General features: G+C 35.3%; 20 protein-coding genes. 13 read left to right on the top strand and 7 right to left on the bottom strand.

What is annotated here, in order from left to right; all coding sequences use genetic code 11:
- Nucleotides 1-142: 142 nt before the first annotated feature.
- Both GSM_RS05480 and GSM_RS05475 read left to right on the top strand, forming a co-directional pair.
- Complete coding sequence (locus GSM_RS05480) at nt 143-1819, top strand: putative polysaccharide biosynthesis protein (RefSeq protein WP_003690422.1); 1677 nt, start codon at nt 143-145, stop codon at nt 1817-1819.
- Nucleotides 1816-2538 carry a pseudouridine synthase gene (locus GSM_RS05475; RefSeq protein WP_003690424.1) on the top strand — a complete coding sequence of 241 codons (723 nt, stop codon included), beginning with the start codon at nt 1816-1818 and terminating at the stop codon, nt 2536-2538. The genes GSM_RS05480 and GSM_RS05475 overlap by 4 nt, the downstream gene beginning before the upstream one ends.
- Before the next feature lie 280 nt (nt 2539-2818).
- On the opposite strand, the gene GSM_RS05470 is transcribed toward GSM_RS05475, so the two are convergent.
- Nucleotides 2819-3664 carry an NAD(P)H-hydrate dehydratase gene (locus tag GSM_RS05470; RefSeq protein WP_003690427.1) on the bottom strand — a complete coding sequence of 282 codons (846 nt, stop codon included), beginning with the start codon at nt 3662-3664 and terminating at the stop codon, nt 2819-2821.
- A gap of 134 nt (nt 3665-3798) precedes the next feature.
- Here GSM_RS05470 and pepV point away from each other — a divergent pair, with 134 nt between their 5' ends.
- From pepV to GSM_RS05455, 3 genes are all read left to right on the top strand, one after another.
- Nucleotides 3799-5199, top strand: coding sequence for a dipeptidase PepV (pepV, locus tag GSM_RS05465; RefSeq protein ID WP_003690428.1), 1401 nt, complete (start codon nt 3799-3801; stop codon nt 5197-5199).
- 157 nt (nt 5200-5356) lie between these two features.
- Nucleotides 5357-5602, top strand: a complete 246-nt coding sequence (locus GSM_RS05460; protein WP_003690430.1) for a hypothetical protein — start codon at nt 5357-5359, stop codon at nt 5600-5602.
- 81 nt (nt 5603-5683) lie between these two features.
- Nucleotides 5684-5965 (top strand): hypothetical protein, encoded by a 282-nt coding sequence (locus GSM_RS05455; protein ID WP_003690432.1) that lies wholly within the window; start codon nt 5684-5686, stop codon nt 5963-5965.
- Between the two features lie 17 nt (nt 5966-5982).
- Here the strand turns inward: GSM_RS05455 and GSM_RS05450 are convergent, their stop codons facing one another.
- A complete protein-coding gene (locus GSM_RS05450) occupies nt 5983-6432 on the bottom strand; it encodes a universal stress protein (protein WP_076621432.1) in 450 nt (149 codons plus the stop codon).
- A 355-nt stretch (nt 6433-6787) separates the two neighbouring features.
- A complete protein-coding gene (locus tag GSM_RS05445) occupies nt 6788-7087 on the bottom strand; it encodes a hypothetical protein (protein ID WP_235720347.1) in 300 nt (99 codons plus the stop codon).
- A 248-nt stretch (nt 7088-7335) separates the two neighbouring features.
- On the opposite strand from GSM_RS05445, the gene GSM_RS05440 reads away from it, so the two are divergent.
- On the top strand, nt 7336-8289 hold the full coding sequence (locus GSM_RS05440; RefSeq protein ID WP_003690437.1) for an alpha/beta hydrolase: 954 nt from the start codon (nt 7336-7338) through the stop codon (nt 8287-8289).
- A 138-nt stretch (nt 8290-8427) separates the two neighbouring features.
- Here GSM_RS05440 and GSM_RS05435 read toward each other — a convergent pair whose 3' ends face one another.
- The 3 genes from GSM_RS05435 to GSM_RS05425 all read right to left on the bottom strand — a co-directional run bounded on the left by GSM_RS05435 (nt 8428) and on the right by GSM_RS05425 (nt 10199).
- Nucleotides 8428-9315 (bottom strand): peptidylprolyl isomerase PrsA, encoded by an 888-nt coding sequence (locus GSM_RS05435; protein ID WP_003690439.1) that lies wholly within the window; start codon nt 9313-9315, stop codon nt 8428-8430.
- A 149-nt stretch (nt 9316-9464) separates the two neighbouring features.
- A complete protein-coding gene (locus GSM_RS05430; protein WP_003690440.1) occupies nt 9465-9767 on the bottom strand; it encodes a hypothetical protein in 303 nt (100 codons plus the stop codon).
- A 3-nt stretch (nt 9768-9770) separates the two neighbouring features.
- Nucleotides 9771-10199 carry an HIT family protein gene (locus tag GSM_RS05425; RefSeq protein WP_003690442.1) on the bottom strand — a complete coding sequence of 143 codons (429 nt, stop codon included), beginning with the start codon at nt 10197-10199 and terminating at the stop codon, nt 9771-9773.
- A gap of 138 nt (nt 10200-10337) precedes the next feature.
- Between GSM_RS05425 and GSM_RS05420 the strand changes: the two genes are divergently transcribed.
- From GSM_RS05420 to trmB, 4 genes are all read left to right on the top strand, one after another.
- Nucleotides 10338-11078, top strand: coding sequence for an ABC transporter ATP-binding protein (locus tag GSM_RS05420; protein WP_003690444.1), 741 nt, complete (start codon nt 10338-10340; stop codon nt 11076-11078).
- Nucleotides 11071-12276 (top strand): ABC transporter permease, encoded by a 1206-nt coding sequence (locus GSM_RS05415; RefSeq protein WP_003690446.1) that lies wholly within the window; start codon nt 11071-11073, stop codon nt 12274-12276. The genes GSM_RS05420 and GSM_RS05415 overlap by 8 nt, the downstream gene beginning before the upstream one ends.
- 64 nt (nt 12277-12340) lie before the next feature.
- Nucleotides 12341-13135, top strand: a complete 795-nt coding sequence (locus GSM_RS05410; protein ID WP_003690448.1) for a phosphotransferase family protein — start codon at nt 12341-12343, stop codon at nt 13133-13135.
- 139 nt (nt 13136-13274) lie between these two features.
- Nucleotides 13275-13922 (top strand): tRNA (guanosine(46)-N7)-methyltransferase TrmB, encoded by a 648-nt coding sequence (gene trmB / locus GSM_RS05405; protein ID WP_003690450.1) that lies wholly within the window; start codon nt 13275-13277, stop codon nt 13920-13922.
- A gap of 40 nt (nt 13923-13962) precedes the next feature.
- Here the strand turns inward: trmB and GSM_RS05400 are convergent, their stop codons facing one another.
- A complete protein-coding gene (locus GSM_RS05400) occupies nt 13963-14295 on the bottom strand; it encodes a hypothetical protein (RefSeq protein WP_003690452.1) in 333 nt (110 codons plus the stop codon).
- Nucleotides 14296-14463: 168 nt separating this feature from the next.
- On the opposite strand from GSM_RS05400, the gene GSM_RS05395 reads away from it, so the two are divergent.
- The 3 genes from GSM_RS05395 to GSM_RS05385 all read left to right on the top strand — a co-directional run bounded on the left by GSM_RS05395 (nt 14464) and on the right by GSM_RS05385 (nt 17835).
- Nucleotides 14464-14784: a thioredoxin family protein gene (locus GSM_RS05395; RefSeq protein WP_003690454.1), complete on the top strand. Its 321-nt coding sequence runs from the start codon at nt 14464-14466 to the stop codon at nt 14782-14784.
- 62 nt (nt 14785-14846) lie between these two features.
- Nucleotides 14847-15458, top strand: coding sequence for a YtpR family tRNA-binding protein (gene ytpR, locus GSM_RS05390; RefSeq protein ID WP_003690456.1), 612 nt, complete (start codon nt 14847-14849; stop codon nt 15456-15458).
- 154 nt (nt 15459-15612) lie between these two features.
- Nucleotides 15613-17835 carry a DNA translocase FtsK gene (locus GSM_RS05385; RefSeq protein ID WP_003690457.1) on the top strand — a complete coding sequence of 741 codons (2223 nt, stop codon included), beginning with the start codon at nt 15613-15615 and terminating at the stop codon, nt 17833-17835.
- Nucleotides 17836-17840 lie beyond the last annotated feature (5 nt).

Below are 17840 nucleotides of genomic sequence, written 5' to 3'. Positions count from 1 at the left end.
AGTCAAAATTTTGACCTAGCTTTTTTTATTTATCCAAATGGCTGAGGTAATTAACATTGATTAAATTATTATAACTAACATTGCAACTCTATTGAAATCAGTATAAAATAACAGAGTGATTTAGGAAAAGGTAGGAAAACAAATGGTAAATAGGTCACTTGACGAATCGGGGTATTCTAATACCAAGGGTGAGAAGATTTTAGAGAAGAAAAATGAAACTGCGAAGGCAAAAATGTTACGTGGTTCCGCATGGATGACAATGGGGAGTATTTTCTCTAGAATATTAGGAGCGCTTTATATCATTCCGTGGTATGCATGGTTTGGAAAAGAAAATTTAGCGGCCAATAATTTATATACGCAAGGCTATACCGTGTATAGTGTCTTCTTGATGATTTCAATTGCAGGTATTCCATCTGCCGTTTCTAAGCAAATATCCAATTATAATGGACAAAATGAATATGCTTTAGGTCAAAGGCTTTATAAGAAATTATTATTGATTATGTTGGGGCTGGGAATCATCTCTGCTATTGTAATGTGGTTTGTTGCTCCGTTTTTATCACAGAACGATAAGAATGTTATTCCGGTGTATCGTTCACTTGCAATTGCACTGACAATTATCCCAACAATGAGTTTAACCAGAGGATTCTTTCAAGGATATCAGGATATGTTTCCATCCGCTATGTCGCAGTTAGTTGAACAAATTGCGCGTATTATATACATGTTGGGAACCACTTTCATAATTATGAAGGTTATTCATGGGAAATATGTTTCAGGAGTTGTTCAGTCAACATTTGCAGCTTTTATAGGTGCAGTTGCCGGCTTATTGTTTCTAGCGTGGTTTTATTTTAAGAAGAAAGATGAATTTACAATATTGGCGGAACAAAGTGCAAATAAGCTTGATATCTCTGATGCACAAGTTATTAAGACTTTGTTACTTGAGGCAATACCTTTTGTTGTTATCAGTATTTCAACTACGGTATACAACTTAATTGATCAATTTACCTTTAAGCAAGCAATGTTGCACTTTACTAACTACGGCGTAACCACAATTAACGATCTCTACACAATTTTTGCTGGTAACTCAAATAAATTAATAATGATTATTATTTCGTTAGCATCCGCAATGTCGGCTACAGCAATCCCGTTGCTTGCACAAGCATATTCAAAGCATAATCAGGAAGAGACTGCGACACAGTTAGCTGATGCAATTGAATTATTTTTCTTTGTGATGTTGCCTTGTTCATTAGGTATGGCTGCAGTTGCGAAGCCACTATACGTTGTTTTTTATCAATATAATTTTACCGGGGTCTATGTTTTAAGCTTCTCTGCATATGTAGCACTGCCAATTGGTTTGTTTATGGTCTTAGCCTCTCTATTACAGGGTGTTTACCAGAATGTAAAGGCAATTAAGTTTTTCTTAATTGGATTAGTAATTAAGATCGTATTACAGGTTCCGTTGATACTTCTTTTCCATCCATTTGGTCCGTTAATGGCAACGGGAATAGGCATGGCAGTTTCAAGTTGTTTGATGCTTAGATACTTTTATTACAACCTACAGGTTAATATGGGCAAAATTATCAAAAGATTTGATCAATTATTGCTTTTCTCAATGATTGTGTTTGCTGTTGCACTGGGAGTAATCCAATTAAGTGATCTCTTCTTAAATCTGCAATATCGGGTAACTGCATTTATAGTACTAATTGTTGCTGTGATTGCTGGCGGATTGGTCTATGTATATTTAACATTGAAAACAAGAGTAGCCGATAAGATAGTAGGAGATCGAGCTGCCGCACTTAGATCGAAGTTGAGGATAAAATGAGACTCGATAAATTTATTGCTGATGCGAACGGATTGACACGTTCGCAGGCAAAAAAACTAATCAAGGATGGATCGGTTAGTGTAAATCAAAAAAATATTAAACAAACAAAATATCAAGTCGATGCAAAATCGGATGTTGTACAGCTGGAAGGTACAACGGTGATATATCAGAAATACAGTTACTATATGATGAATAAACCTAAGAATGTAGTTTCAGCTACTAGTGATGATTCCGAGAAAACTGTGGTTGATTTGATTGCGGAAACTAAAAGAAAAGGTTTATTTCCAGTTGGCAGACTAGATAAAGATACAACTGGGCTACTGCTTTTAACGAATGATGGTGAGCTGGCACATAAACTATTATCACCTAAAAAGCACGTTACAAAAATATATCGGGCTTTGATTGCTGGTGAGGTTACAGAAAAGACGATTCAAATCTTTGCAAAAGGAATTACATTAAGAGATGGTGAAACAACAAAACCGGCAATATTAAAGATATTAGCCACTAATAGTAAGAAAAAAGAAACAAAAGTAGAAATAAGTATTACTGAAGGCAAGTATCATCAGATTAAGCGGATGTTTGGTGCAGTTTCAATGAAGGTTCAAGAATTAAAGAGAGTTCAAATGGGTAATTTGAAGCTTGACGAAAAAGTTAATCTTGGGGAATATCGTGAATTGACATCTGAAGAATTGAGTAATTTAGTTAAGAAAATTGATTAATTTTCTTAAAAAAGAATGTATTGATGAAACGAATCAAAGTAACTTAAAGCTTAGGCACAAAGAAAATTAAGAATTGGATTGTAAATCAAAAAGGAAGACAAGTCGAGAGTTAACTTTTGACCTGTCTTCCTCTATTTATTTCGGATAAAATATAACTCAAGTCTTTTTCTTTAACACGAATTATTCACCGAGGTACGCGTTACATTCGTAATTTCGCGTGTTAGTACTCAAACTTTGCTAATTTATGTCGTACTGCCTATTTTTGAGAATCTTCATTTAATCATGGTGCAACCGAAAGTTTCATAAACGACTGAATTTCTGTAATGATATTGGTAGGTAAAACAACATATTTTGTTGTACTAATTTTGTCAGCAATCGCACTGTGGGCATAGACAGCTGCATCTACGACATAGTCATAGTTTTTTAATTTGAATTGTGCAAGAAATCCTGCAATCATGCCTGCAAGTGTATCACCCATACCACCAGTTGCCATATATGGTCCACCAATTGCTAGTTGTGAAATTGAGCCATCTCTATGGTAGATTGTCGTGTGATACTTTTTTAGAACAACAGTGGATTGTAGTTTTTGCTGATACAACGTATTTTTAATATCATCTTGCTCAGAAATCTTAATATTACTTAAACGCTGCCATTCCATTTGATGTGGAGTAAGAATCGGATGCAATTCTTTAAGAAACGGTAAGAATTCATGATGTTCAGCAATCATTGTAATCGCTGAACCGTCAATGATTAATTGTTGTTCTGGGATTGCATGTTGTAGTACAATCTGTAAAATTTTCAAAGAATCCTCATTAGTTCCAAGACCAGGTCCAACAAGGATCACATCTGCATTGGTTAGTGCATCAATCAGCTTATACTCAGAATCAAACGGAATGAACATTGCTTCTGGAACAATGGTATGAAGAGCTGTTAAGTTATCAACTGATGTAGCACAAGTGGATAATCCGGCACCACAGTGGATGACTGCAGAGGTTGCTAAGATTATTGCACCACCAAATTGACTATTGCCGCCAACAGTTAGTACACGACCATAATTACCCTTGTGACTTTCGGATGGTCTGGTAGTAATAATCTGATTCAAGATATTTTTACTAAGTACATGCATATAGGAATCCTCCTTAGAAAGAAAGTTCTACCTTATTATACAGCAAATCATTTTTATGTTTGTAGTATTTAATAATAATATCTGGATATCATGTGATAAACTTGTTGAATAGGACGCATTAAGGAGGAGAAGTAATGCAAATTGATTGGCAAAAAGAAATTGATCAAAGAAAAGATGCATTGTTAGCGGATTTGACTACAATGTTAAAAATTGAAAGTGTAAGAGATGAAAAGCTTGGGTCAAAAAATGCACCTTTTGGACCTGGGCCACGAGAAGCACTAGACAAGTTTTTAGAAATTGGAAAACGTGATGGCTTTGAAGTACTTGATGTAGACGGAATTGCGGGGCATCTTGAATACGGTACTGGTGCCGAAACAATGGGTATTTTAGCTCATGTCGATGTAATGCCGGCAGGAAAAGGTTGGAATACTAATCCCTTTGAACCGGTAATCAAGGATGGAAAGTTGTTTGCGAGAGGTTCTTCAGATGATAAAGGACCTGGAATGGCTGCATACTATGGATTAAAAATTATCAAAGAATTAGGGTTGCCAATAAGTAAAAAAGTTCGCTTGATTATCGGAACAGATGAAGAAAGCGGCTGGAGATGTATGACCCATTATTTTGGGAAAATGCCACTTCCTGATTTTGGCTTTTCCCCAGATGCCTTTTTTCCTTTAATCAACGGTGAAAAAGGAAATGTTAGTTTTAATGTTGATTTCCAAGGTGGAAATGGTACAGGAGCCAAACTGTTGGATTTTTCTGCAGGTTTGCGTGAAAATATGGTGCCACGTGATGCAGTAGCACATATTAGCGGCATAGAGTTTAAAAAAGTTAAAGAACTACTTGATAGATTTGCAAATAACAAGCCAATTGAAGCCAAGACTGTAGAACAAGATGAAAGAATTGAAATATCAGTTGTTGGAAAGGCAGCTCATGCTCAAGAACCAAAAAATGGTGAAAATGCAGGGACATATCTTGCATTGTTTCTAAAGCAGGTCGAATTAGGGGCAGGTGCTAAACAATTTATTGACTTTGCTGCTGACTACCTGCATGAAGATTCAAGAATGGATAATTTTGATTTACATTTCTCTGATGAAATTATGGGTGATTTGACCATGAATGCAGGTATTTTTAGCTTTGCTGCTGCCCAAGGAGGACGTGTAACTCTGAACTTCCGTTTTCCCAAAGGAATTGGTGCAAGTCAGATTGAGGAAGCATTGACTAGGGTAGCAAAAGGGGTGAATGCACAAGTTAACACGACTGGTAAAATGCAAGAGCCACACTATGTTTCACCTGAAGATCCATTAGTTAAAACTTTGTTGGATGTTTACGAACGTCAAACAGGCAATGAGGGGTATGGAATGGTCGTTGGTGGCGGGACCTATGGTCGCTTGCTGAAGCGAGGAGTTGCCTTTGGTGCGATGTTTCCTGGAACACCAGACACAATGCACCAGGCGAATGAATATATGTTAGTTGAAGATATCTTAAAAGCGGCTGCAATATATGCCGAAGCAATCTATGAATTAATAAAATAAGAAATATTAGCTGAATTGACCTTCACTAAATGTAAATTTTCTTATTTTCTGTCAGAAAATAAGGGATAGATCAAGTAGTGGGGGTTTTTATGTTTTACGACCTTTGAATTACCATGAAATAAGGGGTAAACTTAGGTTATGAAAAGGGGGATTTGGCATGCAAAAAGAATTTATGCATGAAATTGAAGCAAATATTTTGGATGAAGACGATACTACGAAGACTTTTTCTGTACCTAGCAAAAGAGAAAATTTACTAATCAGAGTAGATAAAGAAGTTATTTCTAAGTTGGAAAATGATTCAAAGTTTGAAAGAATGTTAAAAAACTTGCTTAAAATGAGTTCGAAAAATACGAAGAAGGAAGTAATAAACATAAACAAGCGTAATTATCGAATTTTTCTTTAATAATTATGCAAGTCCTTTGATTTATACTAGAGGACGACTATGATTAAAGTAAGTTAATTGTAGTTACAAAGGAGGATACCAATGTTTTTGACAACCGGAGAAATAAATCGAGCTTACATGATCGTAGGAATTGTTAACGCCACGGCAAAAAGAACTTTAACGCCAGACGAAATTGATGATGTTGATAATTTTGATGACTTATATGAGAAAGTTAAGACAAAGTTGATTGAACGAACAGTTGCTAGGGATGGTGATGGAATTATTGCCGTGCATTTTAACCCAGAAATAGTTAGCATGGGTGTTGGCCCCAAATACATGGTTCTGCACGGTTATGGGACAGCGATTAGTTTTCCTAAAAAATGATTTTAGATGAGTTGATTCTAACGAACCGTTAAGATATCACAAGTTGCGTACTTGGTCACATAAGCATAGACAGAACCTGTTAAAGCTCTGTGCAGTTGATTGAATTGTGGTTGACCAAGAACAATTAGATCATCACGATATTCTTCAAGAAAGTTCTCACAAATTATTTTTCGTGGATCCCCAAAACGGATGTGTGAGTGAACTTGATACATGGACGAACCTTCAGCCAAGATTTCTTGGACGAGGTTCGCCATTTTTTTTTCATAAATTTCCTTTAGTTGTCTTTTTTGTTGAGACGACATTTCAGGTTGAAAATTACCAAAAGCAAGTATCGTACTGTCAATAACATAGAGAATATCAAGCTGAATATTATGATTACGTGTATAATTTGCAGTTTTTTTAAGTGCATTCATTGAGTTATTACTCCATGATATTGGGCATAAGATTCGTTGATAATTACTAGACATCAAAAGCACTTCCTTTACATAACATTCAATCTGAATATAAGCATATCACATTTGAAGAAATATGGTATCTTTACTTCGGAATATGAAGTTACAAATATAAATGCAAAGAATTATTTTTTTATTTTTTGCCATATAAACATTATTACTTCTATCCTAGTTACACGCATCAATGATAATCATAAAATGTAGGTAGATTAAAAAGTATGCAAAAAGCAAGAAAGAAATGAAAAAACACAATTAATGTTTTATGAAAGTCACTGTGAAACAAGGCAAAAGAGCCGAGCAATTTAAGACTAACATCATGTTATGTATGATTTAGTGTATCTCAATGGGTACATGGAAAATACGGCTTCAACTAAAGTGCAATGAATAGCGATGAACAATCACCGTTAGAGAGTTTACGTGCAAGTATAATTCCCTCGGATGTTAGTGTCCCTGGAGTAAAGTTAACAAATCTATCTTCAATCCTATTAGGACAGCGGGTGATGAAATTTGCTTGGAATAGAAGCAATTCGATGTTACCAAGTTCTTGTTTTGAAACATTCTTTTTAGCTGCGTAAGTAATAACTACACGCTCATTTAGACTAGCATTACCCATATCAGAATATGTAAGGAAAAAAATTAACAAATCACTTATGAAACTATAATTCAACACTTTATCCACCCCAAGATTAAGAAAACTAAAATAAAAGCATACTGTACAAACTGTATAAAATATTAGTTAATAAAAATTAAAAAAGCATGCTTAAAACGTCTATAAATAAAAACCACGGCACGTTTCATTCTAGTATACGTGTTTAGTATTTGTCCATTATTTAGACTTAAAGAGTAGACTAAATTAGAAAGTTTGTGCTAGCCTAAATATGTACAGTAATGAATTTTTTAGGAGATGAGATTGTGTCTATGAAGAAAGTTTTACTTACGACTTTAGCAGCATCAGCTGCATATTTGAAGTATCAGAGTGTAAGACAAAAGCGTAGTGTGCAAAGTTTAATGGTTGAACAGGGGTTAAAGAGTTTTTTGCATGGACGTGATCCAAGAAAAGCTTTGAATTTTGCAAGATTTAATCATGTTAATTCTGGAACATATAGTATTCCCAATAAAGTTCAAAATTACCTTGACTTTAAATGGTTAGATATCGAAATGCAAGTTTTAAAGAGAGACAGCATTGTCACACCAGAAAAGAAAGTTATTTTTTACTTGCATGGTGGATCTTACTGGTACCAGCCATTCGATTTACAGTACCGTTTTATAGCCAGATTGGCTGACCGAGTCGGGGCGAGTGTTGTTATGCCTATCTATCCCAAGGCCCCAGCACATGATGCTAATGATGCTTTATCAATGGTCATGAAAAGCTATCAAGAATTACTTGCTACCAATGGTGTTGAAGCAGAAAATATCATCTTGTTTGGTGATTCTGCAGGTGGTGGGTTAGCCGTTTCGTTAGTTGAACAATTGAGAAATGCTCAAATTGATCTTCCAAAACAAGTTATATTGCTTTCACCATGGTTAGATGTTTCCTTGGAAAATTCAGAAATTAAAAAAATTGCAAAGAAGGATCCACTTTTAAAATTGGAGGAATTACGATTTGAGGGAGAATATTATGCTGGAAGTGAAAGCTTAAAGAATCCAATTGTTAGTCCTATTTACGGTGACTTAGCAGATTTGCCGCCAATAACCATTTTTGGTGGAACAAATGATATTTTATATCCTGATATGAAGTTGTTTACAGAAAAGGCAAAGCAAAATGTAAGATTGATAACATATGAAGGAATGTTCCATGTATTCCCATTTTTCCCACTGCCAGAATCGAAGAGGGCGTACGAGCAAATTCTTGATATTATCGTGTCTCTTTAATTAAATTAAGTGTTTACTCAAAATTAAATGGAAAAGTTTTGGAACACTTCAGCGTTTACATGGTAAATCAAAAGGAGTTTAAGCCGCATGTTGGCTTAAACTCCTTTTGATTTACGTTAACTTATTTTATTACTAACTCTAGTTGCTGGAACTTGAACTTGAGCTACTTGATAAGTAACTTGAAAGAATGTCCTTCAAGTCGCTATCCTTGATTGATACATTTCCTTTTTTAAGAACCTTACCAATAACCTTTTGTAAAAGCGTGGAATTGTTCATATCGCTAGCAATAATTTGTGTCTTAAGTTCGCTAATATGTGAACTCATCTTACCCTTAGCAGGTCTCTTAATTGATTTAATAACGTGGTAACCGTAGCTTGTCTTAACAGGTGTTGTTGTATATTCGCCTTGTTTCAAAGCAAAAGCAGCTTTTTTAAAGGCAGAAGCTAAAGAAGTATCGGTGTTATCAAATGCAGATAACTTGCCACCCTTACTCTTTGTGGCAGTATCAGTTGAATACTTCTTAGCAAGTTTTGTGAAGCTCTCACCAGCTTGTAATTTCTTGATGATTTCTTCAGCCGTAGACTTTTTAGATACTAAGATATGTGCAACTGTAGTTTTAGGTTGATAACTCTTCCACTGTTTCTTCAATTGCTTTTCAGTAATAGTTGTATGATCTTTTACAGCTTCACGAAGCAACAAATTTGAACGAAGTTGTTTTTTAAAGCTAGACTTTGTCAAGCTATTCTCTGAAAGTACTGTAGAAAATGAAGAACCATATTCACTCGCATACGTATTATATTGAGCATTAACTTGTTTGGTTGTAACCTTACTACCGTATTGTTTCTCAAGAACCTTGTCAAGAATCATCTGTTGTAAAATTTGTTTACCTGATGATGTTTTTTTCATACTGTCATAATATGCACTTTCGGTAATTTTACCGCCAGAAGTAGTCGCAACTGTCTTAGAACAAGCAGCCAAGCTGACAGTCATAAGAATACCTGCTAGTGCGAGAAGCCATTTTTTCATTATAAAATACACATCCATTCGTTTATTTTGCTTGTATTAAGATACAAATCAACGATACTAACTATAACACAATAGTTAATGATGTTGAAAGAAAAGATAAAACTTACAAAAAAATTCATTATTTATTCACTTTGTTTTATGACTAGCAACTACTTCATATTTTTTTCCTGAATTTGAGAAATCTTATCAAGATTATTCTGGATTTTGAATTGATATTCAGATACAAGTGAAGCTATTTCATCAATTGTCTGCTGTGAATTAGGCAATTCATTTTTAAGTTTTTCAACATTTTTTGTCAGCTTACCATACGCCTTTTTAACATTATTGGCTGATTCATATAGCTCTTTTGCTTTTTCGTTATTGGGCAGAACAGTTTTTCGTCGAGACAAATATGCAATTGCTGAGACAATTCCAATTGCTCCTAAACAAACTAAGGTTTTTTTTCCGCTCATAGATTATTCCTCCATATTTTCATGAATGCGATCAGCAATTTCTTGTAATTCATCCGAAGAATATTTTTCTGAATTATCTTTAAAAGTCATTGCAAATGAATCAGTATCAGCAAATCTTGGGATGAAATGGAAATGTGAATGGAAGACAGATTGATATGCAATTGCCCCATTATTATTCACGATATTAAGTCCTAAGATTTTTGGATTGCTTTTCTTAATGGCTCGAGCAATTACGGGTATTTTTGGCAAAATTGTTTGAGCCAGTGAATCATCATATTCAAAAATATTAGCAACATGCTTTTTTGGTACGAGTAGAGTATGGCCTGGCGTTGTTTGCGAAATGTCTAGAAATACTTTAATATCATCATCTTCATACACGGAAACACTTGGAATTGTACCATCAATTATTTTACAAAAAATGCAATCGTTCATTATAAAAGAACCTTCTTTCAACTAATATTTATTTTAGTATACAATAACACACCTTTATGATGGAAATTTTAAAATAATTTGAAATTAGCAGTTTATGTTATAATTTTCAATAATTGAAGTGAAAGGAATTATAAATCTATGACTTTAAAAATAAATGGACTCGTGGGCGGATATTCGCGAATACCAGTGCTGAAGGATATATCATTTGAGGTTAATTCGGGCCAGTTGGTTGGACTAATAGGATTGAATGGTGCTGGAAAGTCAACGACGATTAATCATATTATTGGATTACTTGAGCCACAAAAAGGAAATATTACAATTGATGATATCAAGTTAAAAGATGATCCCAAAGCATACAAAGGAAAGTTGGCTTATATGCCGGAAATGCCAGTTTTATATCAAGAACTGACATTAAAAGAACATTTAGAATTGACTATTATGGCTTACAATTTGGATCGAGCAGATACTTGGAAAAGGGCAAACGAGTTGTTGAAAACTTTTCGTCTGGATAATAAGTTGGATTGGTTTCCTGCGAACTTTTCAAAGGGAATGCGGCAAAAGGTTATGATTGTGTGTGCTTTTATGACAAAAGCACAAGTTTATGTTATCGATGAACCATTCTTAGGACTAGATCCATTGGCAACTCGAGATTTGTTGAACTTGGTGGATACTGAGAAAAAAAGGGGAGCGGCCATTTTAATGTCTACACATGTTCTCAGTACTGCACAAGAATATTGTGATTACTTTGTCTTACTTCATCAGGGCAAGATTAGAGCCCAAGGCGATCTTGAGGAACTAAGAAGTATTTTCAACGACAAGCAAGCATCGTTGACCGATATTTATCTTGGAATGACGCAGGATGGGCATGCTAATGAATGAGATTTGGAATAGAAGATTAAAAAAATATCAAAGTATGCTATTGCGCTATTCAAAATATATTTTGAATGATCATTTTGTCTTAGCTTTGCTATTCTTTGCTGGCGGCATAGGACTTGCATACTCGAATTTTGTGAAGAATTTGCCGCAAAAGGCTTTTTGGTGGGAACAACCGATTCTTATCATAATTCTTTTCCTGTTGCTGTATGTTGGTAAGTTAGCAAGTTTACTGGAGGAAGCAGATAAAATCTTTCTTTTACCCAAGGATTACCAGATGAAGGATTATCTTAAGCTGGTCTTGAAACATTCTACGTTAGTATCCTGTGCCACACAGTTAATATGCATGCTAGTGTTAGCACCGTTTATTCTGCGAGGCTTGCATTGGAGTTTTGGGATGTGGGGCATTCTTCTGGTAGTACAATGCTTGCTGAAGTTGAGTTGCTTGATTCTTGTGGCGACAAGTGCCTATGACACCAAGGCAAAGCAGGTTTTACAACAGTTTTGTTTTCGACTGACTTTGTTAATAGTGTTAGCAGTTGGTCTGTACCTAAATTTAATACTTAGCTTGCTCTTATCATTGATTTTGGTAGTAGTAACTAATTATTTTTTCAACAAGGCATCTCAGCAACATGTTTTCAAATGGAACGATGTTGTTGTATATGAAAAGGGAAGATTAATGACTTTGTACCGTTTTATAAATATGTTCACTGATGTGCCACAGATAGTTGGTCAAACTAAGCGTCGTAAAATTTTTGATTTTTTATTACGTGGTACATCTGGAAATATTTACCTTTTCTTGTATAGCAGAAGTTTTATTAGACAAAGCAGTTTTAGTGGACTATTTTTACGTCTATTATTTTTAGCAAGCATTATTATTTTTTTCTCACCGAATTACCTATTTAGCTTGTTGATAGCTTGCTTGTTTCTTTATCTAATAGGAATTCAATTGTTTGGTTTATATCTTACTTTCGAAGATAATGTTTTTACCCATATTTATCCAGTTGATGAAAGTCAACAGAGCTTTGCATTCAGAAAATTGCTGCGTAAAATCTTGCTGCTTGCATGGATAATATTGAATGTTATAGCTGTAGCAAAGCCACTTTTCAAGGTAGAATATTTGCTGATTCCAGTTATTTCGCTGGGTGAGATATATTTAATAACGGGTATTTTTTTGAGAAATTATATCAAAAAAAATACTTGACACTTGTGACATGAATTTGTATCCTTGTTTAAGAATTATGGACTTGTAGAGGAGACTTGCCAATATGGATTTCAGATTGGATGACGGTTGGCAGATTCATCCGCTCGGGGGTAATACTGGGACTGCTTATATGGGCGTTAAGGAGCAGGAAAAGTTATTTATTAAGAGAAATACTTCACCTTTTCTTGCAGCACTGTCATTGGAAGAAATCACACCAAGGCTGGTATGGACAAAGCACATTTCGACCGGTGATACGCTGACTGCACAAGAATGGTTAAATGGAAGATGTCTTTCTAAGGAAGAGATGGGACAGAAAAATGTTGCATGTTTGTTGGCCAGGGTTCATCGGTCTAAAATTCTTAGGAAGATGTTGCGTCAAGTAGGTGGAAGATATGTGTTTCCTGAAGAAATGCTCAGCAGCTATTTTCGAGGTTTGAGTTTGGAACTACGAACGCATCCCTTGCTTAAACAAGTTGCAAACCGGTTGCGGATGCATCAGCCAAAGCTAGATCATAGAGAATTTAAGGTTTCACATGGTGATTTGAATCATAAAAATTGGTTATTGTCAGATAGTGACAGATTATATTTAGTTGATTGGGAATCGGCAAGATTAGCAGACAGTGCACTGGATATTAGCATGTTAATGTGTCAATATGTCCCACGCGCGGAATGGAAACAATGGTTAACCGAGAAGTATGGAATTTCAATCACAGTAGGATTGAAACAAAGAATTAGTTGGTATTACATGGTTAATTTGCTTCTTTCTATAAAGAATGAGCATCAGCGTGGTCGTTTTTTTGAAATGAACCGAGACATATTACAATTGGCAGACTTTTTTGAGAAACAAGGCTTTATTTAAGTCAAAATAAAGAACAGCCATAAATAGATGGTGAACATGTTTATACGAAATAAATAAGGGAGCTGGTTCAAAGTATAACTTTTGACCCAGCCCCTTTATTTGAACGGTTGATTCTGTTCAGCTTGAAAGGAATGAAGAAATGCGTTTAAGAAATAAACCATGGGCAAAGCCGCTTATTGATAGCAACCCTGAGTTGATAGTAACTAAACCAGTAGAATATCGTGGTAAATGGGAAACAAGATTTGAGAAGAAAGCCCCACTATTTATCGAAATTGGAATGGGTAAGGGTGGCTTTATAATGGAATTAGCGAGCAGGCACCCTGAAAACAACTATATTGGAATTGAGATCCAGACAACCGTTGCTGCGATTGTTCTGCGAAAACAGATAGAGGCGAAGTTGCCAAATTTACAATTAGTCTGTGCTAACGGTAGTGGTCTGAGCGAATATTTTGAAGAAAATGAAGTAAACGGAATTTATTTGAATTTTTCTGATCCATGGCCTAAAACAAGGCAAGAGAAAAGAAGATTGACTTATAAGTCATTTTTAAAGCAATATCAGAATGTATTGAATGCTAAGGGAAGTTTAGAATTCAAGACTGATAATCGAGGCTTGTTTGAATATTCTTTAGTCAGTCTGAATAATTACGGAATGATATTCAATCAAATCTTTTTAGATTTGCACAAAGATGAAGAGGCAATGATTGATAACGTAATGACTGAGTATGAAGATAAATTCAGTAAAAAAGGACAACCAATTTATAAAATTTCTGCTAGTTTCAAAAATTAACAAAAATCTTTTGGTTGTCCTAAAATAAGGGAGATACAGATTATAGATCAATTCTTTTCAGATTGAGGATGCTTCCGGTTTTAGCATCAGCCTGAAATTCATAACGAACAATCTGATTATCTTCGAATCGCGAAATCCCACCTTGATAGATATCTGTCGTCAAGGCGAATTTTCGAATTTTTATGGGGTTAACAGATATCCAAGAATCTTGAACAGGCGTTTCATTTTGAAACGAGTTTTTGATGTTGTTTAAAATCTGTTGGGGAGTGAGTTGTTCATTCTTTTTAAGAATGTTGCTGGCCTGTATGCCACCAACAAAACCAGTTAGCACACCAAACATCAACGGTAGAAACTTATTAAAAGTATTTGTCATAGCTAAACTCCTTACCAAATTTCTTATGATAAGTAATTATATCACCAATAAGAATATTTAAACCACTAATTGCTTAACAAAATTAAAACAAATCGCTTTTTTTTGAGAATAAATAGTCTATAATGATGTTATCTGAAGAATATTAAGGTAATTGAGGAGGAATGAAAAATGGAACAATTTGGAAAAATGAATTTGGAAACATTAACGAACAAGCTTAAAAAGGGTTCTTATGTCCTATTTTTTTCTGCTGACTGGTGTTCAGACTGTAATTTTATTAAGCCGGCTCTTCCTACGATTGAAGCAGAATATCCAGATTACAAATTTATTCACATTGATCGCGACGAAAACATTGATCTTTGTCAGGAAATGATGGTTATGGGAATTCCTAGCTTTATCGTTTATAAAAACGGTGAAGAGATCGCAAGATTTGTCAATAAAGATCGTAAAACAAAAGAAGAAGTTGAAACATTTTTAAATGAAGTCGCATAATTTTAAATGATGATGGGACTGTGTACTTACGCAGTTCTTTTTTTGTGTAAAGGAGAAAAGGTATGTTAATCGCGAGCTATAATAAGGCACAGATTGGGGACATTCTTATAGTAATGCTTCATGAGGATGCACCTAGTCAGACAGTAGAAAAAAAAGATTCAATCGTTGAAATAAGCGATTCAAGTAATGGTACTAAACTTGGCTATAATTTTTTGGGAGTGGGAGAAAAGCTTGGGCTTACTGAGGCAGGTCAAGTCAAACTTAGTAATGAACAGGTAAATTTGTTGAATGGAATGCTCCAAAAGGCTGGATTTGAAGCTATTCTTGAGATTGATGAAACACCAAAGTTTGTAGTTGGACTAGTTGAAGAAATGACCGAACATCCAGACTCAGACCATTTGCATATCACGAAAACCAATATTGGCAGTGAAACTCTGCAAATTGTTTGCGGTGCACCTAATATTGCACAAAATCAGTTAGTGGTAGTTGCACGAGTTGGGGCCATGATGCCAAATGGCGAAGTAATCTGGCCGGGCAAGCTTCGCGGCGTTGAGAGTGATGGAATGATTTGTTCAGCCCGTGAATTACACTTACCAAATGCACCAAAAAAACGAGGGATTCTCGTTCTCCCAGCAGGTAAATTCCATCAAGGACAACCATTCTCAATTGATTAAATTTTTGCTGATTGAAATAAATGTATGGTAATATGCTCTCATGAGGGTATTGACATTTTAAAGATTAGATATAGTAATAGTTGTCTTTAGCTCATGCGAACTGAAGACAACTTTTTTTTAGAACAAAGTATTGTAAAAGTAAGGAAGAATAGCAATGCAACATTACGATGGACCAGCCTTTTATAGAAAACAAAATAAAAAAGTGAAGCCAAAAGTGCAAGAAGAGCTGCCAAAAAGTGCTGATAAAATAAATAATAAAAAAAGCCAAGTTTTTCATCCTTCATATGTGCCACCTTCTTTTGGCACCTGGCAGTATCCTGCAAAAAAAAGAAAGCAAAAATATCAAAATCTATTTGAGCGGCTGCAAAAAAAGGCAAATGACTATCTGCTTTTTGACGAGAGTGAGACTGTTGAGAAAAGTAAAATAAAGATTATCGCGGAGAGTGAATTTGATGCGCTGAATCAGAAAAGGGAAACAAGCAAAACGCATGTATCAAAAGAGGCATCAGCACTTGAAAGTAAGCCAACAACTGTTGATAATTTCGACAAAGATGAGAAGGACCATGTAGATAGTGCCATGGATAATGTCTTAAATAGACAGTATTTGTCTGAAAATAAGCCAGTTCAGGAAAAACCAGTCCAGGAAAAATCAGTTCAAGAAAAGTCTGAAGAAACTATCAAAGATAATGGAGAACCGGACATAGTTAAAAGTACATCTATCTCTGAAGAAAATGAGTTGAACAAAGCTGCGAGTGATGAAATAAAAGAGAAGCAAATTAACTTAAATGACAGAAAAAAATCACAGGGAATTGGTGATAAACAGGATACAAGTACAGAAATAACAGAAAAGTTTGATTTGATTGATGATGTACCAGCGGGCATTCAGAAAGATGATACAGAAAAATCCATAGTAAATGTTAGAGAAAAGCTGGAAGGAGCTATGGTCGTCAGTGGATATGAATTTCCAGACATGAATTTACTTCCAAAACCGGTTCAAGTAAATGATGATGTCCAAGATGAGTGGGTACTGGAACAAATCGATACACTCAATGAGACACTGGAAGCTTTTCATGTTGATGCAACGGTCAAGGATTGGACCATTGGACCTGCTGTTACACAATTTGAATTAACACTTGGAAGAGGTGTTAAGGTCAATAAGATTACTAACTTGATTGATGATCTAAAGTTAGCATTAGCGGCTAAAGATATTCGAATTGAGGCACCAATTCCTGGACGAAGTAGTGTGGGGATTGAAATTCCAAATTTAAAGCCAAGACCGGTGATGTTGTCCGAAGTTTTAAATGCTACCGCTTTTGCAAGTAAAAGCTCACCACTGACGGTGGCACTAGGAGTTAATCTGTCTGGAGAATCTATTGTGACTGATTTAAGAAAGATGCCCCACGGATTAATAGCAGGTGCGACTGGTTCTGGAAAATCGGTTTTTATAAATAGTATCCTGATTTCTTTACTGTATAAAGCTACACCGCAGCAAGTCAAGCTATTATTAATTGACCCTAAGGCTGTTGAAATGGCACCTTACCATGATATTCCACATCTTTTGGCACCAGTCATTTCTGATCCGGTTGCTGCGTCGGCAGCATTAAAATGGGTAGTTGAAGAAATGGAAGAAAGATATCAAAAACTGGCCGCCGCAGGTGTTAGAAATATTGAAGGATTCAATAAAAAAGTGATTGAACATGAGGATTATGGACTGCAAATGCCGTATATTGTGATAATTATTGATGAACTGGCTGATTTAATGATGATAGCTTCATCAGAGGTGCAAGACTATATTGCCAGAATTACACAAAAAGCCCGAGCAGCAGGGATTCACCTGCTAATTGCAACTCAACGTCCAAGTGTCGATGTGATAACTGGAACAATTAAAAATAATATTCCAACAAGGGTAGCCTTTATGGTTTCCAGCCAGATTGATTCAAGAACTATCATTGATACAGCTGGAGCAGAACGACTTCTTGGAAGAGGGGATATGCTATACCTTGGCAATGGGGCAAGTCAGCCTATAAGGCTACAAGGAACTTATGTCCAAAATGAAGTAGAGAAAATCACGGATTTTGTACGTACTCAAGGACAGCCTCAGTACGCTTTTGATCCAGATGGGTTAAAAAAACAAAACATTCAAAATAAACAAGAAGATGAAATTTTGCCTGAAGTTCTCGACTGCCTTGTAAATGAAGATAGTATTTCCACATCAAAGTTGCAACGAATATTTGCAATTGGTTATAATAGAGCTGCCAATATTATTGATACATTGGAGGAGCGAAGATACATCTCTCCAGCAAGAGGATCTAAACCAAGAGACGTCTACCTTACACAGGAAGGATTAGACAAGCTTAGGGAAAATAATGATTATTGAAAAGA

The sequence above is a fragment of the Liquorilactobacillus mali KCTC 3596 = DSM 20444 genome (assembly GCF_000260415.1).
Taxonomy (GTDB): Bacteria; Bacillota; Bacilli; order Lactobacillales; family Lactobacillaceae; genus Liquorilactobacillus; species Liquorilactobacillus mali.
Note: the sequence above shows the minus strand (reverse complement) of the source record. Positions and strands in the feature narration are given on the sequence as shown.

What these genes read in the sequence shown, in the direction of transcription:
- GSM_RS05410 (WP_003690448.1), top strand. Translation starts at nt 12,341, where the DNA reads ATGGATTTCAGATTGGATGACGGTTGGCAGATTCATCCGCTCGGGGGT.
- GSM_RS05435 (WP_003690439.1), bottom strand. Translation starts at nt 9,315, where the DNA reads ATGAAAAAATGGCTTCTCGCACTAGCAGGTATTCTTATGACTGTCAGC.
- GSM_RS05430 (WP_003690440.1), bottom strand. Translation starts at nt 9,767, where the DNA reads ATGAGCGGAAAAAAAACCTTAGTTTGTTTAGGAGCAATTGGAATTGTC.
- GSM_RS05480 (WP_003690422.1), top strand. Translation starts at nt 143, where the DNA reads ATGGTAAATAGGTCACTTGACGAATCGGGGTATTCTAATACCAAGGGT.
- GSM_RS05425 (WP_003690442.1), bottom strand. Translation starts at nt 10,199, where the DNA reads ATGAACGATTGCATTTTTTGTAAAATAATTGATGGTACAATTCCAAGT.
- GSM_RS05460 (WP_003690430.1), top strand. Translation starts at nt 5,357, where the DNA reads ATGCAAAAAGAATTTATGCATGAAATTGAAGCAAATATTTTGGATGAA.
- GSM_RS05455 (WP_003690432.1), top strand. Translation starts at nt 5,684, where the DNA reads ATGTTTTTGACAACCGGAGAAATAAATCGAGCTTACATGATCGTAGGA.
- GSM_RS05415 (WP_003690446.1), top strand. Translation starts at nt 11,071, where the DNA reads ATGAATGAGATTTGGAATAGAAGATTAAAAAAATATCAAAGTATGCTA.
- GSM_RS05420 (WP_003690444.1), top strand. Translation starts at nt 10,338, where the DNA reads ATGACTTTAAAAATAAATGGACTCGTGGGCGGATATTCGCGAATACCA.
- ytpR (WP_003690456.1), top strand. Translation starts at nt 14,847, where the DNA reads ATGTTAATCGCGAGCTATAATAAGGCACAGATTGGGGACATTCTTATA.
- trmB (WP_003690450.1), top strand. Translation starts at nt 13,275, where the DNA reads ATGCGTTTAAGAAATAAACCATGGGCAAAGCCGCTTATTGATAGCAAC.
- GSM_RS05450 (WP_076621432.1), bottom strand. Translation starts at nt 6,432, where the DNA reads ATGTCTAGTAATTATCAACGAATCTTATGCCCAATATCATGGAGTAAT.
- GSM_RS05395 (WP_003690454.1), top strand. Translation starts at nt 14,464, where the DNA reads ATGGAACAATTTGGAAAAATGAATTTGGAAACATTAACGAACAAGCTT.
- GSM_RS05400 (WP_003690452.1), bottom strand. Translation starts at nt 14,295, where the DNA reads ATGACAAATACTTTTAATAAGTTTCTACCGTTGATGTTTGGTGTGCTA.
- GSM_RS05385 (WP_003690457.1), top strand. Translation starts at nt 15,613, where the DNA reads ATGCAACATTACGATGGACCAGCCTTTTATAGAAAACAAAATAAAAAA.
- GSM_RS05475 (WP_003690424.1), top strand. Translation starts at nt 1,816, where the DNA reads ATGAGACTCGATAAATTTATTGCTGATGCGAACGGATTGACACGTTCG.
- pepV (WP_003690428.1), top strand. Translation starts at nt 3,799, where the DNA reads ATGCAAATTGATTGGCAAAAAGAAATTGATCAAAGAAAAGATGCATTG.
- GSM_RS05470 (WP_003690427.1), bottom strand. Translation starts at nt 3,664, where the DNA reads ATGCATGTACTTAGTAAAAATATCTTGAATCAGATTATTACTACCAGA.
- GSM_RS05440 (WP_003690437.1), top strand. Translation starts at nt 7,336, where the DNA reads ATGAAGAAAGTTTTACTTACGACTTTAGCAGCATCAGCTGCATATTTG.